Origin of the sequence: Paeniglutamicibacter quisquiliarum (assembly GCF_019084045.1) — a bacterium.
GTDB lineage: Bacteria > Actinomycetota > Actinomycetes > Actinomycetales > Micrococcaceae > Paeniglutamicibacter > Paeniglutamicibacter quisquiliarum.
The window spans coordinates 20389-37332 of sequence record NZ_JAHRED010000014.1; the positions used below are offsets into that span (position 1 = coordinate 20389).

Genomic DNA, 16944 nt, shown 5'->3' on the forward strand with positions numbered 1-16944 from the left:
CAGTGAAGCATCAAATCCGCTTTCTGGGCATGAGCCAACCCACAATGTGTCATGAACGATGCGTGAATGCCGCCCGAACCGCCGGTATTCCCAACGACGACACCGCCGTTAACCGCCGTTGGGAGGAGGCGGATGCCTCCTCCCAACGGTTGGTGCAGCGTTCTTCGGCCCCTGGGCTACAGGACGGGAAGGACTTCCATGCCACCGAGGTACGGGCGCAGTGCGACCGGCACGTTGACCGAGCCGTCGGCGTTCTGGTGGTGCTCCAGGATGGCGACGATCCATCGGGTGGTCGCCAGCGTGCCGTTGAGTGTCGAGACCGCGCGGGTCTTGCCCGGCTTGCCGTCGGCGCCGATTTCGCGTTCGCGGATGTTCAGGCGGCGGGCCTGGAAGGTGGTGCAGTTGGAGGTGGAGGTCAGCTCGCGGTAGGCGTCCTGGGTCGGGACCCATGCCTCGCAGTCGAACTTCCGTGCAGCGCTCATGCCCAGGTCCCCGGCCGCGGTGTCGATGACGCGGTAGGGCAGCTCGACCTTGGCGAGCATTTCCTCTTCCCAGGCCAGCAGCTTGGCGTGCTCAGCCTCGGACTGCTCCGGGGAGCAGTAGACGAACATTTCCAGCTTGTTGAACTGGTGGACGCGGATGATGCCGCGGGTGTCCTTGCCCGCGGAACCGGCCTCGCGGCGGTAGCAGGAGGACCAGCCGGCGTAGCGCGTCGGTCCATCCGACAGGTCGAGGATCTCGTTGGCGTGGTACCCGGCCAGGGCCACCTCGGAGGTTCCCACCAGGTAGAGGTCGTCGCGTTCGAGCTTGTAGATCTCGTCGTCGTGCTCGACGTCGAAGCCGGTGCCCTGCATGGTTTCGGGGCGCACCAGCGTGGGGGTGATCATCGGGATGAAGTCGTTTTGCACGGCCTGGTCCAGCGCCATGTTCATCAGTGCGATTTCCAGGCGGGCACCGATGCCCTTGAGGAAGTAGAAGCGGGATCCGGAGACCTTCGCGCCGCGTTCCATGTCGATCGCGCCGAGCAGCTCGCCGAGTTCGAGGTGGTCGCGCGGTTCAAAGCCCTCGGCGGCGAAGTCTCGGGGAGTTCCCACGTGCTTGACGACGGTGAAGTCGTCCTCGCCGCCGGAGGGCACGCCGTCCAGGATCAGGTTGGGAATGGAGCGCTGCAGCTTCGTGTAGGTCTCGGCCGCGGCGTCGGAGGCGGCCTGCGCCTCCTTGACGTTTTTGGCCAGGTCCTTGACCTCGGCCAGCAGCGCCTGCTTTTCCTCGCCCTTGGCCGCGCCGACCCTCTTGCTGAAGGCATTCTGTTGGGCACGCAGCGCCTCAAAGGATGCAATCGACTCGCGGCGCGCTGTATCTGCGGCCAAAATCGCATCAATCAGGGACTCATCCGCCCCGCGGGCGCGCTGCGATGCGCGGAAGGTATCTGGATTTTCACTGAGTACTTTTACGTCGATCACGTCCTAAGCCTAGCAATCCCCGTTAGTCTGGGGAGACTATGCAACGTAATCGACTCTTTGCCCTGATCAGCGCGGGTGCCGCGGGCACGGCGGCAACAATTAGTTGGCTCTCCGTGCGCCGGCTCGTGGACCGGAATCGGCCGGCATCCCTGGCTCCCGTCGTGGGGACTGCCACGTCCGCCCTCAAGGTGGCACTGGTGGTCAACCCTTCGAAGTCAGGAACGGATGAGGCGATATCCGCGGTGCAGCATGTGTGCGCCGAGGCTGGCCTGGTGGAGCCCCTGGTCTTTGAGTCCGAGGTGGATGACCCGGGACAGGGTGCCGCCCGCAAGGCCCTGGAAGCCGGCTGTGACGTGGTCATTGCCGCAGGCGGCGACGGCACCGTCCGCGCCGTGGCCGAGGTCCTGCGCGACACCGAGGCCACCCTCGGGCTGATTCCGCTGGGCACGGGGAACCTGCTGGCCCGCAACGTCGATGTGCCGCTCGAGGACATCGGCACCGCGGCATTCGGGGCAGTTCGCGGGCCGGTGCGCACCATCGACACCGGTTCGATCACGCTGGACCACCTCGACGGAAGCAGCAGCGAGCACGCATTCCTGGTGATTGCCGGCGTCGGCACGGATGCCGACGTCATGGACGACACCAACGAGGAGCTCAAGGCCAAGGTCGGCTGGCTCGCCTACTCGGAGGCCGGGTTCCGGCACCTGCCGGGCAAGCGCAAGAAGATCTCGATCGCCCTCGACGGCGGCAACGAGCAGACACGTAGCGTGCGCTCGGTGCTCTTTGCCAACTGCGGGAAGCTGCAGGGCCTGGACCTGGTTCCGGAGGCAAAGATCGACGACGGCGTGCTGGATGTGGTGGTGCTCAGCCCGCGCAGCGCCGCCGGATGGGGATGGATCTTCCTCAAGACGGCGTTCCGGGCCCGGGGCGCGATCCCGGTGATGGGCTTTTACCCGAGCGCCTCGTTGAAGGTGCGCTGCCACGAACCCATGAACACCCAGATCGACGGCGACGGCACCGGGCTGGTGACCGGGCTCCAGGTTTCGGTCAAGCCCGCATCACTGAAGATCCGCCTGGGCTAGAAGGCCATGTCGTTGCCGGGGAGCGGCGACCCGGTCCCCGGCAACGACGCACCGCCCTACTTGGGCAGGCGCGTCCTGAGTCCGGAAACCCAGGCCTGTGCCTTGGAAAACGCGGCGTCGGAATTGTGGGCATCCACCGATGAGGAAAGCCCCTCGGCCGCCGGATAGGATCCCAGGAACCGCAGGTCCGGGCAGACCCGGTGCAAGCCGGTCAGGGCGTCGGCCACGCGTTCCTGGGCCAGGTGCCCGTCGACGTCGACGGAGAAGAAGTACTTGCCCATGCCCTCGCCGGTGGGACGCGATTCAATGCGGCTGAGGTTGACCCCGCGGACCACGAATTGTTCCAGGATGTCCATCAGCGCACCGGGGCGGTCCTCGGCCAGCGGCAGGATCACGGTGCTTTTGTCCACGCCGGTGGGCGCAGGAATCGGGCCCGGGCGGGTGACCAACACGAAGCGGGTGACTGCTCCCTGGTTGTCCTCGATGCCCGTGCGCAGGACCTTCAGCCCGCGTTCCTCGGCGACCAGCGGCGAGCAAATGGCCGCGTCGTGGCTGGTTTCATCGTCCAGCAGGCCCAGCGCTCCGGCAGCGGTGGAGGAGGCGGGAACGAATTCCGCGCCCGGAATATTCGTTTCGGCCCACCCGCGGCACTGTGCCCAGGCGTGGCCGTGGGTGGCGACCGTGCGGATCTGGTCGATGGAGTCGATGTTCTTGCGCACGGCCAGCACAAAGGTGATTGTCACCAGGGCCTCGCGCATGATCTGCAGGGCCTCGCCGGTGGCGATCGCATCGAGGGTGGTGGAAACCCCGCCCTCGACCGAGTTCTCGATGGGGACCATGGCAGCGTCGGCTTCCCCGCTGCGGACCTTGTCCAGGGCCGCGTTGACGTTGGCAGCCGGGATGCGTTCGGAGTCCCCGGCGCCGGGAACCTGCAGCAGCGCGGCCTCGGTGAAGGTCCCCGCCGGTCCCAAGTAGGTGTAGATCATCGGACGTTGGGCTCCTGCCCGTTTTCGCTCTCCAGCTTCAGTCCGGCCTCGAGCCAGGCCCCGGAACCGCCCGCGATGTTGAGGGCGCTGTACCCCTGGGCGACCAGCCAGGCCGCGGCCTGGGCCGAGCGGCCGCCGGTGCGGCAAATGATGTATGCGTCGGTGTCGGGGTCGAGTTCCTCGAGGCGGAGCGGCAGGTCGCCCAGCGGGATGTGGATGGCTCCCGCGGCGTGCCCCTCGACCCATTCGTAGTCCTCGCGGACGTCAAGGATCAGTGCGCCGGCGGGAACCTGGTCGACCGTAACCGTTTCGAAATCACTCATGGCACTCCTTTGGCCCAGCAGTTGTTCTGTTGCCCACCAGCCTAGCGCCCGGGGGCACTTGCCCACGGGGTCGGTGAAGCGGATGTTGCGGTCCGCGCCCGGCCATTGGAGCCGGCTCCGGGGCAGCCCACGGCGCCCGCGCCCGTGGCCCGCGACCCGTACTACGCTCAAGGGGAGGGGCAACCGGAAGCCCGGGCCGCCCGCCACCGCAGAAGGAGTCGTTGATGTCCGAGATAGCCACGTTGACCGCACTGGAACTTCGCGATGCGTTGCGCCGCGGGGAGCTGGGGGCGCGCGAGGCCGCCGCGCACTTCCTGGCGCGCATCGAGGAGCTCAACCCCGCACTGGGGTCGTTCGTCACCGTCACCGCCGAGCGCGCGATGGCCGCGGCGGCCGCCGCCGATGAACGGCACGCAGCGGGGGTCGCGCCCGGCATGCTCCACGGCATGCCGCTGGGCTACAAGGACCTGCTGGATGTGGCCGGCGTGCCGACCGGCTACGGGACCGCCGCCTTTGATCCCGTGGTTCCGGAGAAGGATTCGCCCTTGGTGGCCACGCTGTCCCGGGCCGGTGCGATTTCCCTGGGCAAGACCCAGGTGCCCGAGTTCGGGTTGAGCTGTCACTCGGAGAACGACGTGGCGCCGCCGGCCCGCAACCCGCTGGACCCGGCACTGTCCGCCGGCGGTTCAAGCGGCGGGGAGGCGGCGGCCGTCGCATCCGGCATGCTGCCCTTTGGCCCGGGCAGCGACGGCGGCGGATCGGTCCGGATTCCCGCCTCGGCCTGTGGCCTGATCGGACTCAAGCCAGGCCTGGGAACCATCCCCAGCGACGTCCTTGACGGCACGGTCGACGGCTTCGGGGCACCGAAGCTCACGGTGTCCGGCCCGCTGGCCCGCACCGCCCTGGACGCCGCCCTGCTTATGGATGCCATGGTCGACCCGACCCGCGAGACCTACCTCGAGGCCCTGGACGAGGGCGCCGTCGATGCGTTGCGCGGACTGCGGATCGGGGTCAGCACCGCCAGCCCCTTTGCCTCGGTGTACGAAATCAGGCTTTCCGCTGATGCCCATGTCGCACTGAACCGCGGGATCAAGGTCCTGGGCGCCCGGGGCCACCACCTCGAGGAGGCCGAAATCTTCTACGACGCCGCCTACCCCCAGACGTTTTCCACGGTCTGGACCGGCGGACTGGCGGCCGCTCCCATCCCGGCGGGAAGCGAGGCAAAGCTGGGAACCCTGGCACGTTCCTTCCGCGAACGCGCCACCGCCCGCGAGGCGAAGACCTCCGTGGAGGCGGCACGCCGCCTGACCCAAATCGCCGCCGACTTCCGCACCCAGTGGGGCCGCTATGACGTGGTGCTGACTCCGGCGATGGCGTTCGCTCCCCCGGAAATCGGCTTCTACACCTCGCAGGACGCCGACACCGACTACATGCGCCAGTGCCAGTACACCCCCTTCACCTCGATGGTGAACGTCTCCGGCCTTCCGGCGATCACGGTTCCGACCCTGACCACCGCCGGCGGGCTGTCGATGGGCGTGCAATTGATCGGCAGGACCGGCTCGGAAGCCCAGCTCCTGGCCCTGGCGGAGCAACTGTCCAAAATGTGAGATTGGTCTACAAAGTGGGCATGACGCGCGTCACGGGCGAAAAATTGGAGACATGTCTATATCCACCTCGCTGAAGGATCAGTCCTCGACCGGTTTCTTTGGCCACCCCAAAACGCTCTCGAACCTGTTCAGCATCGAGATGTGGGAACGTTTCTCCTTCTACGGGATGCAAGCGATCCTTGCGTACTACATGTACTTCTCCGTCGCCGACGGCGGGCTCGGGATCCCCCAGGACCTGGCGCTGTCCCTGGTCGGCGCCTACGGCGGCGCCGTCTACCTGAGCACCATCCTCGGGGCCTGGCTCGCCGACCGCCTGCTCGGATCGGAAAAGGTCCTGCTCTGCTCGGCCTTCCTGATCATGGCCGGACACCTTGCCCTGGCGGCCCTGCCCGGCGCCACCGGTCTGGCCGCAGGCCTGGTGCTGGTGGCCATCGGCTCCGGCGGGCTGAAGGCCAACGCGACCGCCCTGGTCGGTTCGCTCTACTCCAAGGAAGACACCCGTCGCGACGCCGGCTTCTCCATCTTCTACATGGGCGTGAACATCGGCGGCCTGCTCGGCCCCCTGCTCACCGGCTTCCTGCAGCAGCGCTGGGGCTTCCACGTCGGCTTTGCCGCCGCCGCGATCGGCATGGCCATCGGCGTCGGGATCTACCTCACCGGACGCAAGAACCTGCCCGACTCCGTCAAGGCGGTCGGCAACCCGCTGCCCGCCGGCGAGCGCAGGAAGTACCTGCTCGGCCTCCTGGCCTTCATCGCCCTGGTGGTGGTCGCCTTCGCGTTGAAGATCGTCACCGCCGAGTCCCTGGCACGCACCATTGCGTACGCCGTCATCCTGGCCTCGGTCATCTACTTCACCTTGATGCTGCGTTCCAAGCGCGTCACCGCGGTTGAACGCAAGCACGTGCTCGCCTTCATCCCGCTGTACATCGCCTCGGCCGCGTTCTGGGCGCTGTTCCAGCAGCAGTTCACCTTTATCGCCGTGTACTCGCAGGAGCGCCTGGACCGTTCGCTCTTTGGCTGGGAAATGCCCGCCTCCTGGGTCCAGTCGATCAACCCGGTCTTCATCATCGTGCTGGCCGGCGTGTTCGCGGCCCTGTGGACCAAGATGGGCACCCGGCAGCCGGGCACCGTCGTCAAGTTCTCCCTGTCGCTGGTCCTGGTCGGCCTGGCCTTCCTGGTCTTCATCCCGATGAATTCGCTGGAGAAGACCCCGCTGCTGGTGCTGGTCGGCATCCTGTTGCTGTGCACGCTGGCCGAGCTGCTGCTCAGCCCGATCGGCCAGTCCGTGACCACCAAGCTGGCCCCGGCCGCCTTCGGCACGCAGATGATCGCGCTGTTCTTCCTTTCGGTGTCACTGGGCACCACGCTGGCCGGCATCCTGGCCGGCTTCTACACCGAGGGCAACGAGGTCGCCTACTTCCTGGCCCTGGGCGGAACCGCGATCGTGCTGGGCGTTGCCCTGCTGCTGGCCGCCCCGGCACTGAAGAAGCTGATGGGCGAGGTCCGCTAGGAACCCCACCCCTCCGCCCGCACAAAAGCAGCGGCCACAACCGGTCTTCGAGATCCCGGTGTGGCCGCTGCTCGCGTCTGGGGCCGGTGTTCCCGGCTAGGAGGAATAGGAAGAAAACGAGGCGGTCAGGACGACGATGAGGAAAAGCGCGCCCAGCACGATGAACCCCAGCATCAGGTAGCCGGTCACAAGTCCCGCAATGGCGATTCCGCGCATGTGGGGTTCGCGGCGAAGGGCCAGGTGCCCGCAGATGATCGCGGCGATCTGGGGAAGAAGCAGCATCCCGCCGGTGACCACGCCGATGATTCCGGTCACCAGTGACACGATGGCCAAGACGCCCGCCGGCTGCTGGGCCTGCATCGGGTAGCCGGGCTGCGGGTGGGCCGGTGGCGGGTATTGCCGCGGATGGCCGGAGGGCCCGCCCGCCTGCTGTGCGGAGTTCTGTCCCGGCCTGCCGCCCTGGCCGGCGAATCCGTATCCGCGTCCGTCCGGGCCGCCGGCGACCGGCGGCGCATCCAGCGGCATGTCGAGGTACGGGTTGCGCGGCGGTGCCGCGTGCGGGTTCTGCGACCAGCGCGGGTCGTTGGGATCGCCAAACGACGGTCCGTTCTCGGGTTCGTGCGCTGCGTCCTCTGGATTCCCCATGGTCCCTTTTCCTCACCGGCACCCGGCCGACCGGGCGCTCCCAGGCGCCGGCGCGGCGCCGTACCTGGCCCCCAGTTTAGCCACGATTCCCCGGCACAGCGCACTCACATTCGCCGCTCAGGAACCGGTGGGAGAGTTGGCCCCATGTACAAGGCAACACATCCTCCGGCCGCGGACCCCCTACCCCGGCACCATGCCGTTCCCCCGTATCTGCTGATGTCGATGGCGGCCTGCGACGGCGCCTGGGAGCCGCCGGAGGGAATGCGCGCATTCATCTCCCCGCCGCCGCCTCCCGAAGACCATAAGGATCCCGGGAACGAGGTCCGTGCCCGCATCGCCACCAGGGCGCGCCGGACCCTGCTGCTTGACCAGGCCCTGTTGCATGACCGGGCCACCACGGCCACCGACATCCGTCGGCTCATGGGGCCCTCGGGGCGCCTGGCCCGAACCATCTCGGACGCACAGGGTGCCGAGACCACCCCCGGGTCGGCCACCCGCACGGAGGGCCGGGCACCCGTGGAGGACGAGGACGCCAACCGCGCCTACGAGGGGCTGGGCGCCGTCCACAGGTTCCTGGTCTCGATGCTCAGGCGCAATGCGCTTGACGGCGCCGGGCTGGACCTGGGCGGCACCGTGCACTACGGGCTGCACTACGCCAACGCGTTCTGGGACGGCACGCAAATGGTGATGGGCGACGGGGACGGGGAGATCTTCGAATCCTTCACCTCCTCGCTCTCGGTCATCGCGCACGAGCTGGGCCACGGCCTGCTGCAGTACACCACCAACCTGGAATACCGCGGCCAGTCCGGCGCCCTCAACGAGTCCATGGCCGACATCCTCGGGGTGCTGGTGGAGCAGTTCGTGGCCGGGCAGGACGCGGCGGACGCCAGCTGGCTGGTCGGCGAGGGGCTGTTCACCGACAAGGTGCGGGGCCGGGCCCTGCGCTCCCTGGCGGCCCCCGGCACCGCCTATGACGACCCCATCCTGGGCAGGGACCCGCAGCCGGCAACGATGGCCGGCTATGTGGACACGGAGGAGGACAACGGCGGGGTTCACCTGAATTCCGGCATCCCCAACCGTGCCTTCCATCTCTTTGCCACGGCCCTGGGCGGCAAGGCCTGGGAAACCGCCGGGTCCCTCTGGTTCAACGTGATCGCCACCCGCGCATTGCCCGGGGACGCGGACTTCGGCACCTTCGCCGAGCAGACCCTGCTCCAGGCCCGCCGCGACCACGGCGCAGGGTCGGCCGTGGAGCTCGCCCTGTCCGGGGCCTGGGACGCCGTCGGCGTGGTCCCCCGCGTGCTGGACACCGCAGGGCAGTAGCCCGTCGGCGCGCGGTTCCACGGCATCCCCGGGGACCCCTCCGCCACGCGCGGACCGTTTTGCGCGACCCGGTGCCGTGTTTTCTCCGGCCCCCGGCGGGCAATCAATGAGAAACTGGTCCCATGGCCCACCCTCGCGCCGGCAACCCGGCACTGCCCCAAGACCTGATCGATCTCTCCGCGGTGCGCGACGCGTACTTTGACATCCACCCGGATCCCGCCGACCCCGCCCAGCGCGTGGTCTTTGGCACCTCCGGGCACCGCGGAACCTCCCTGAACGGCTCCTTCAACGAGGACCACATCGCCGCCATCACCCAGGGAATCGTCGAATACCGGCGCGGGCAGGGCATCACCGGGCCGCTGTTCGTCGGCAAGGACACCCACGCGCTCTCGGACCCGGCACAGGACACCGTGCTCGAGGTGCTGGCCGGCAACGACGTCGCCATCCTCGCCGACGCGCGCACCGGCTGGACCCCCACCCCGGCACTGAGCCACGCCATCCTGGGGCACAACGCCGACCCGTCCGCTCCGCGCGCCGACGGCATCATCATCACCCCCTCGCACAACCCGCCGGCCGACGGCGGGCTGAAGTACAACCCGCCGCACGGCGGGCCGGCAGACACCGACGCCACCGCGTGGATCGCGAACCGCGCCAACGAGCTGCTGGAGGCCAAGCTGGCCGGGGTCAAGCGCATCTCGCTGGGAGTCGCACGCCTGAATGGCAAGATCGGCTCCTTTGACTTCATGTCCTCCTACGTCAACGACCTGCCCTCCGTGTTGGACCTGGACGCGATCCGCGACGCCGGCATCCGCATCGGCGCCGACCCGATGGGCGGGGCGGCCGTCGACTACTGGGGCGCGATCGCCGAAACCCACCGGCTGGACCTCACCGTGGTCAACCCGGGGGTGGACCCCCGCTTTGCCTTCATGTCCCTGGACACCGACGGGAAGATCCGCATGGACTGCTCCTCGGCCGACGCGATGGCGTCGCTGATCGCCGCCCGCGACTCCTTCGACATCGCCACGGGCAACGACGCCGACGCGGACCGCCACGGCATCGTCACCCCCGATGCCGGGCTGATGAACCCCAACCACTACCTGGCCGTGGCCATCGAGTACCTCTACACCCACCGCACCGGCTGGTCCCCGCAGGCGGGCATCGGCAAGACGCTGGTCTCCTCCTCGATGATCGACCGCGTCGCGGCCAAGTTGGGCCGCACCCTGGTCGAGGTCCCGGTGGGCTTCAAGTGGTTCGTCCCGGGCCTGCTGGACGGATCCGGGGCCTTCGGCGGCGAGGAATCCGCCGGCGCCTCCTTCCTGCGCCGCGACGGGCGCACCTGGACCACCGACAAGGACGGGATCCTGCTGGCGCTGCTGGCCAGCGAGATCACCGCTGTCACCGGGTCCTCCCCCTCGAGGCACTATGCCGCGCTGGCGGCCGAGCACGGCTCCCCGAGCTATGCGCGCATCGACGCCCCGGCCGACAGGGAGCAGCGTGCGCGGCTGGGGAACCTCGCGGCCACCGACGTGGCGGCCGAGATGCTCGCCGGGGAAAAGATCACCGCGCGGCTGACCGAGGCGCCGGGCAACGGGGCGAAAATCGGCGGGCTGAAGGTCACCACCGAAAACGCCTGGTTTGCCGCGCGCCCCTCCGGCACCGAGGACAAGTACAAGATCTATGCCGAGTCGTTCCTGGGCGACGAGCACCTGGCCCGGGTCCAGTCCGAGGCCAAGGACATCGTCTCCGCAGTGCTCGCCTAGCCGGCGCCGTCCCGGGGCGTCGCCGCTGCGGCACGGCGCCCATCCGGGCCGGGCTTCCGTCGGATCAGGCAGGTGAAAACTCTCCCACAAGCAAATATGCGTCTTGTGGAATGTCTACATCAGCCTGTCGATGAGCTTGGATTTCGCCCAGGTGTACGGCGGGTAGATTGCCTTGAGCGTGTCGACCACGGTGGTCTTGCCCATCACGGAACGCATCTGCGAGAGCCGCTCGAAGCCATGCCGCCCGTGGTATGAACCCATGCCGGAGTCGCCCACGCCGCCGAAGGGGAGCCCCGGGACGGCCAGGTGCAGGTTGGGGGCGTTGTGCACGATGGCGCCCGCGCGCACCTGGTCCCCGAAGGCGGACTGCAGCCGCGGGTTCTCGCTGAAGAGATAGGCGACCAGCGGGGTCGGACGCGCATTGATGAAGCGCACCGCCGCGTCGAAGCTTTCCACCTCGATGATCGGCAGGATCGGTCCGAAGATCTCCTCGCGCATCAGGGGCGAGCCCGGATCCACGTTGGCCATCACGGTCGGCTCGATCTTCAGGGTGTCGGCGTCGTACCCGCCGCCGACGAGGACCTCGCCGTGCTCCAGGTAGGAAACCAGCCTGTCGAAGTGGGCCTTGTTCACGATGCGGCCGTAGTCGCGGCTGGCCATCGGGTTCTTGCCGTAGAACGCGGTGATGGCCTTTGCCAGCTGCTTTTCCAGGTTTCCGGCGGCGTCGCCGACCGCCAGCACGTAGTCGGGGGCCACGCAGGTCTGCCCGGAATTCATGAACTTGCCGAAGGCCAGCCGGCGCGCCACCGTGGCGGAGGCCCCGTCCATCACCACGGCCGGGGACTTCCCTCCCAGCTCGAGGGTCACCGGTGTCAGGTGCTCGGCCGCGGCCCGTGCCACGATCTTTCCCACCCGCTCGCCGCCGGTGTAGAAGATGTGGTCGAAGTGCTGTTCCAGGAGCACCTTGCTGGTTGACGCCCCGCCCTGGATAACAGCGCACGCGCGGTGGTCCAGGAACTTGGGGACCAGCCGGCCCAGCAGCGCGGAGGTCGCCGGGGCCAGCTCCGAGGGCTTGAGCACCGTGACGTTCCCCGCGGAGATGGAGGCAACCAGCGGGGCGAGGATCAGCTGCAGCGGGTAGTTCCAGGCACCGATGACCAGCACCACTCCCAGCGGCTGCGGCTCGATCTTGGCAGCCGCGGGATGCAGGACCAGCGGGATCTTCACCGGCTTGGATTCCATCCACTCGGAGAGGTGCAGTTGCGCGTGGTCGATTTCCGCGCGCACCATGTCGATTTCCGTCATCTTCGCCTCGACCGCCCCCTTGCCCAGGTCGTCGGCCAGCGCGTCGATGAAGTCCTGCTCGTGCGCGTCGAGCATCCGCTCGAGCGCCTTGAGCTGCGAGGCCCTGAAGCGGCGCGGGTGGGCCAGCCGGGTTGCCACCACGTCGTGCATCGAGGCGACGATCTCCATGATGTTTTCCGGCAGTTCGGGCACCACCTCGGGCAGCTCGAGCTCGTTCAGCGCCGTCGACTCGCGAGGCGGCGAGGATTTATGTGAAGTGTCGGATGTGCCCATGTCCCGAGCCTACGGCCAGTGTGGCATCGGCAACAGGCCGCCACGCTTGGGGCCGGTGCCGGGGGCGGTGCCCGGAGACATCGACTGCCCGCCCCGGCGCCCGGTGGGATAGGCTCGCGCATAGTGACACGGGGTGTCGGCGCATGCGGCCGGCTGAGATGAAACCCGTAGAACCTGATCTAGTTCGTACTAGCGGAGGGATGTTGCTCATGGAATCCATGGCGCCTTCAATTGTTGTATCACCCGGCGAGCTCGCCGATGCCCTGGGCGCCTTGCGCGCCTCCACGCCCCTGGTCCAGTGCCTGACCAACACGGTGGTCACCAACTTCACCGCCAACGTCTTACTGGCCGCCGGCGCGTCCCCGGCCATGGTCGAGACGCCGGGGGAGGCGGGGGATTTCGCCGCGGTCGCGGCGTCGGTGCTGGTCAACCTGGGCACGCCGAACACCGAGCAGGCCGCCGCCATGCGCGAGACCGTTGCCGGCGCCGGGGCCGCCTCGACCCCGTGGGTGCTTGACCCCGTGGCCGTCGGATCGTTGCGCGTGCGCACCTCGCTGGCCCGTGAATTCGCGGCCGCCGGACCCACCCTGATCCGCGGCAACGCCTCGGAAATCCTGGCGCTGGCCGGGGAGGCGGCCGGGGGTCGCGGCGTCGAGTCAACCGACTCGGTTGCGGCCGCGGCCGACGCCGCCGGGGAGCTGGCCAGGCGCACCGGCGCCGTGGTCGCGGTCTCCGGGGAAGCGGACCTGGTGACCGACGGGATGCGCACGGTGTACGTGCACGGCGGCAGCGAGCTGCTGACCCGCGTCACCGGCGGCGGGTGCGCGCTGGGCGCGGTCTGCGCCGCCTTCCTCGCCACCGGCCCGGACCCGCTGGTGGCCACGGTTGCCGCGCACGCCTTCTACTCCGCCGCTGCCGAACGCGCAGCGGCCACGTCCGCGGGACCCGGGACCTTTGCCCCGCTCTTCCTCGACGCGCTGGCCGCCATCTCCCCCGCCGGCCTGGGCGCCACGGCGGTGCTCTCATGAGCGCCCGCGGCGTGTACCTGGTCGCGGATTCCGCCTCCACCGCCGGACGGCCGCTGGCGGAGATCGTGAAGGCCGCGGTGGACGGCGGGATCGAGACGGTGCAGCTGCGCTGCAAGGACCTGCCGGCGGCGCAATTCCTGGACATCGTCACCGCCTGCGCCCGGCACACCGCCGGGCGCGCGGCACTGCTGGTCAACGACCGCGTCGACGTGTACCTGGCAGCCCGTGCCGCCGGCGCCTCGGTGCAGGGGGTGCACATCGGCCAGTCCGACCTGCCCGCGGCGCTGGTGCGCGAACTGATCGGCCCCGACGCAATCCTGGGCCTCAGCGCCGCCACCGATGCGCAGATCGATGCGGCAAACAGGCTGCACGCCAACGCACCGGGCACCATCGACTACCTGAGCGTCGGCGCGGTGCACGCCACCCCGACCAAGAAGGACCACCCCGAACCGCTGGGCCATGCGGGCCTGGCCCGCGCCGCGGGACTCAGCGACCTGCCAGTTGTCGCCATCGGCGGGATCGACGCCGCCGATGTGGCCCCGCTGGCCCGCTCCGGGGCCGCCGGCGTCGCGGTGGTCCGCGCCATCTGCTCCGCGCAGGACCCGCGCGCCGCAGCCACGAACCTACGCACCCTCTGGGAGGGCACCAAGCCATGAGCACCCCGAACACCGTGAAGAACATCCTGTCCATCGCCGGCTCCGACCCCTCCGGCGGCGCCGGGATCCAGGCCGACCTGAAGTCCATTGCCGCCGCAGGCGGCTACGGGATGGCCGCCATCAGCGCCCTGACCGCGCAGAACACCCGCGGCGTGAGTGCCGTGCACGTGCCGCCGGCCGGGTTCCTGCTGGCGCAACTGCGCGCGATCTCCGAGGACATCTCCATCGACGCGATCAAGATCGGGATGCTCGCCAACGCGCGGGTCATCGACGAACTCGGCGGCTGGCTCGCCGGCATCCGGGCCGACGGATCCGCCGCGCCGGCCGTGGTGCTTGACCCGGTCATGGTCGCCACCAGCGGGGACTCGCTGCTGGACGCCGACGCGGAGGCCGCCCTGCGCCGCCTCCTGGCCCACGTCGACGTTCTCACCCCCAACATCCCGGAGCTCGCGGTGCTGGCACGCGGCCCGGTGGCCACCGACTGGGAGCAGGCCGTCGCCCAGGCGCGCGGCCTCGCGGCCGAATACCGCCTGCTGGTGCTGGCCAAGGGCGGGCACCAGGAAGGGGACACCTGCAGGGACGCGATCATCGGTCCCGACGGCGTGCTCTGCGAGGTCGCCTCCGCGCGGCTTGCCACCGCCAACACGCACGGCACCGGCTGCTCGCTCTCCTCCGCGCTGGCGACCTTCTACGCCCGCGGCAGCGACTGGGGATCGGCGCTGCGCCATGCGAAGGCCTGGCTTTTCGACGCGATCTCACGCGCCGACGAACTGGCCGTCGGTTCCGGGCACGGCCCGGTGAACCACCTGGCCGGACTCTGGGACGGGGTGCCCCCGGCGCAGGCGCAGGACCCACTGGCGCGGTGGTGGGAGGAGATCTCCGGCATCCGCGCGGGCATCGACGAACTCGCGTTCATCCGCCGGCTCAAGGACGGGACCCTGGAAACGGCCGACTTCGAGGACTACCTGGGCCAGGACGCCCTGTACCTGCGCGCTTATGCGCGGGTCATGTCGCGCGCCTCGGAACTGGCCCCCACCACCGGGGAACAGCGCTTCTGGGCAACCAGCGCCGCCGGCTGCCTGGAGGAGGAACTCGCGTTGCACCGCGGCCGGCTCGCCGAGGAAGTCCCGGAACCCTCGGACGCGACCACCGCCTACCTCAACCACCTGCTCTCCGGGGCCAACGACTACCCGGTGCTCGCCGCCGCGCTGCTGCCCTGCTTCTGGATCTACCAGGACGTGGGCAGCCGGCTGGCGGCATCTGGCCACCCCGCGCACCCCTACGCCGACTGGCTCGCCGCCTACTCCTCGGCTCAGTTCGACGAGGCCACGGCGCGGGCCATCGAACTGGTCCGTTCGGTGCACGCCCGGGCCGACGGGGCCACCCGCGAGCGTATGTGGCGCGCATTCGAGGCCTCGTCCGTGCACGAGCTGGCCTTCTTCGCGCAGACCTCCGCGGATGCGCCCGGTGCCGCCCACGGGGCGGGCCCCGCGGCCCCGGCTGTCGCACTGCCCGTGGGGTGAGTAAAATGCCACAGGGGGTTTGGCGCGCCGCGCGTGCGCTCCCCCGGCATTTACCCCACCCTGCGCCCGGAAGGCACCCATGAGCAACCGATTCGGCATTGGCTGGAGCCTGCACGGCGACGGCAAGTCCATCTCCCCCGGGACGGTGGTGGCCCCGAACGAGCGCCTGCACTGGCCGCAGACCATCTCCATCGGCGTGCAGCACGTCATGGCGATGTTCGGCGCCACCGTGCTGGTCCCGACCATCACCGGTTTCCCGGTGACCACCACGCTTCTCTTCACCGGCGTGGGCACCCTGCTGTTCCTGCTGATCACCGCGGGCCGCGTGCCCAGCTACCTGGGTTCCTCCTTCGCCTTCATCGCACCGGTTACCGGGGCCATGTCGGGCCACGGGATGGCCGGTGCCCTGGGCGGGATCGTGATGGCGGGGGCGTGCCTGTTCATCGTGGGACTGATCGTGCAGAAGGCCGGAACGGCCTGGATCCACGCACTGATGCCGCCCGTGGTCATGGGCACCATCGTCGCGCTGATCGGGCTGAACCTGGCCACCACGACCACCGAGAAGATCACGACCGTCCCGCTGACCACCTTCGCCACGGTGCTGGCCATCGTGGTTTCCACGGTGCTCTTCCGCGGCATGCTCGGGCGCCTGTCCATCCTGCTGGGCATCATCGTGGGCTACGTGGTCGCCTGGGCCCAGGGCCAAGTCGATTTCTCGGCCATCGGCGATGCCGCCTGGTTCGGATTGCCCGACTTCGCAGTTCCCTCGTTCCACCTGGAAACGCTGACCCTGTTCCTGCCCGTGGTGTTCGTGCTGATCGCCGAAAACGTGGGCCATGTCAAGACCGTGGCGCTGATGACGGGGCGCGAGCTTGACAACGTGAACGGCCGCGCGCTGATGGCCGACGGCGCCGCCACCATGATCGCCGGGGCCGGAGGCGGCTCGGGCACCACCACCTACGCGGAGAACATCGGGGTCATGGCGTCCTCGCGCGTCTACTCGACGGCCGCCTACTGGATCGCCGGTTCCGTGGCCATCGCGCTGGCTTTCTTCCCGAAGTTCGGCGTGCTGATCAACACCATCCCGGCCGGGGTTGCAGGCGGTGCGGGAATCGTCCTCTACGGGATGATCGCGATCGTCGGAGCCCGGCTCTGGGTGCAGAACAAGGTCGACTTCTCCAACCCGATCAATCTGATGACCGCCGGGACCGGGCTGATCATCGCCATCGCGCTCTTTGGCAACAACGTGCTGTCGATCGGCAACATGGAGTTCGGCGGCATCGCCCTGGGAACCGCCGCCACGCTGGTGGTCTTCCACCTCATGCGTTCCATTGCCAAGGTGCGCGGCACCGAGCCGACGAAAATCGAGGCTGTCGGCGGGGCCACGCACTCCAAGCTCGGCTAAGTAGGCCCACCGCGTCCGATCCGCACGCAAAAACCGGGCGGGGTCCCCCTTCGCG

At 69.0% G+C, this 16944-nt stretch carries 14 protein-coding genes and 1 riboswitch; of the genes, 9 read left to right on the top strand and 5 right to left on the bottom strand.

Features of this window, described 5'->3' with window-relative positions:
* Positions 1-176 precede the first annotated feature (176 nt).
* The gene (gene serS / locus KRR55_RS18670) at positions 177-1463 is read right to left on the bottom strand and encodes a serine--tRNA ligase (RefSeq protein WP_217390825.1); all 1287 of its coding nucleotides are present in this window, start codon (positions 1461-1463) and stop codon (positions 177-179) included.
* Between the two features lie 38 nt (positions 1464-1501).
* Between serS and KRR55_RS18675 the strand changes: the two genes are divergently transcribed.
* The gene (locus tag KRR55_RS18675; RefSeq protein ID WP_217390826.1) at positions 1502-2545 is read left to right on the top strand and encodes a diacylglycerol/lipid kinase family protein; all 1044 of its coding nucleotides are present in this window, start codon (positions 1502-1504) and stop codon (positions 2543-2545) included.
* A 56-nt stretch (positions 2546-2601) separates the two neighbouring features.
* Here KRR55_RS18675 and pheA read toward each other — a convergent pair whose 3' ends face one another.
* The gene (gene pheA, locus KRR55_RS18680; protein WP_217390827.1) at positions 2602-3531 is read right to left on the bottom strand and encodes a prephenate dehydratase; all 930 of its coding nucleotides are present in this window, start codon (positions 3529-3531) and stop codon (positions 2602-2604) included.
* On the bottom strand, positions 3528-3854 hold the full coding sequence (locus tag KRR55_RS18685; protein ID WP_217390828.1) for a rhodanese-like domain-containing protein: 327 nt from the start codon (positions 3852-3854) through the stop codon (positions 3528-3530). Before KRR55_RS18685 ends, pheA begins: the two co-directional genes overlap by 4 nt.
* A 224-nt stretch (positions 3855-4078) precedes the next feature.
* Between KRR55_RS18685 and KRR55_RS18690 the strand changes: the two genes are divergently transcribed.
* Entirely contained in the window at positions 4079-5461 is a 1383-nt protein-coding gene (locus tag KRR55_RS18690; RefSeq protein WP_217390829.1) for an amidase, read from the top strand.
* Positions 5462-5513: 52 nt separating this feature from the next.
* Positions 5514-6971, top strand: a complete 1458-nt coding sequence (locus KRR55_RS18695) for a peptide MFS transporter (protein ID WP_217390830.1) — start codon at positions 5514-5516, stop codon at positions 6969-6971.
* 96 nt (positions 6972-7067) lie between these two features.
* Here the strand turns inward: KRR55_RS18695 and KRR55_RS18700 are convergent, their stop codons facing one another.
* The gene (locus KRR55_RS18700) at positions 7068-7616 is read right to left on the bottom strand and encodes a DUF4190 domain-containing protein (protein WP_217390831.1); all 549 of its coding nucleotides are present in this window, start codon (positions 7614-7616) and stop codon (positions 7068-7070) included.
* A gap of 144 nt (positions 7617-7760) precedes the next feature.
* Here KRR55_RS18700 and KRR55_RS18705 point away from each other — a divergent pair, with 144 nt between their 5' ends.
* Positions 7761-8939, top strand: a complete 1179-nt coding sequence (locus KRR55_RS18705; RefSeq protein ID WP_217390832.1) for a M4 family metallopeptidase — start codon at positions 7761-7763, stop codon at positions 8937-8939.
* A 122-nt stretch (positions 8940-9061) separates the two neighbouring features.
* Entirely contained in the window at positions 9062-10699 is a 1638-nt protein-coding gene (gene pgm, locus KRR55_RS18710) for a phosphoglucomutase (alpha-D-glucose-1,6-bisphosphate-dependent) (RefSeq protein WP_217390833.1), read from the top strand.
* A 114-nt stretch (positions 10700-10813) separates the two neighbouring features.
* On the opposite strand, the gene KRR55_RS18715 is transcribed toward pgm, so the two are convergent.
* Positions 10814-12277, bottom strand: a complete 1464-nt coding sequence (locus tag KRR55_RS18715) for an aldehyde dehydrogenase family protein (RefSeq protein WP_217390834.1) — start codon at positions 12275-12277, stop codon at positions 10814-10816.
* 119 nt (positions 12278-12396) lie between these two features.
* A riboswitch (TPP riboswitch) is annotated at positions 12397-12495 on the top strand.
* On the opposite strand from KRR55_RS18715, the gene thiM reads away from it, so the two are divergent.
* The 4 genes from thiM (at position 12487) to KRR55_RS18735 (ending at position 16889) form a co-directional block, all read left to right on the top strand.
* Positions 12487-13305: a hydroxyethylthiazole kinase gene (gene thiM / locus KRR55_RS18720; RefSeq protein ID WP_217390835.1), complete on the top strand. Its 819-nt coding sequence runs from the start codon at positions 12487-12489 to the stop codon at positions 13303-13305. (Overlaps the previous riboswitch by 9 nt.)
* Positions 13302-13961, top strand: coding sequence for a thiamine phosphate synthase (gene thiE, locus KRR55_RS18725; protein WP_217390836.1), 660 nt, complete (start codon positions 13302-13304; stop codon positions 13959-13961). The genes thiM and thiE overlap by 4 nt, the downstream gene beginning before the upstream one ends.
* Positions 13958-15484 carry a bifunctional hydroxymethylpyrimidine kinase/phosphomethylpyrimidine kinase gene (gene thiD, locus KRR55_RS18730; protein WP_217390837.1) on the top strand — a complete coding sequence of 509 codons (1527 nt, stop codon included), beginning with the start codon at positions 13958-13960 and terminating at the stop codon, positions 15482-15484. Before thiE ends, thiD begins: the two co-directional genes overlap by 4 nt.
* Before the next feature lie 79 nt (positions 15485-15563).
* Entirely contained in the window at positions 15564-16889 is a 1326-nt protein-coding gene (locus KRR55_RS18735) for a uracil-xanthine permease family protein (protein ID WP_217390838.1), read from the top strand.
* Positions 16890-16944 lie beyond the last annotated feature (55 nt).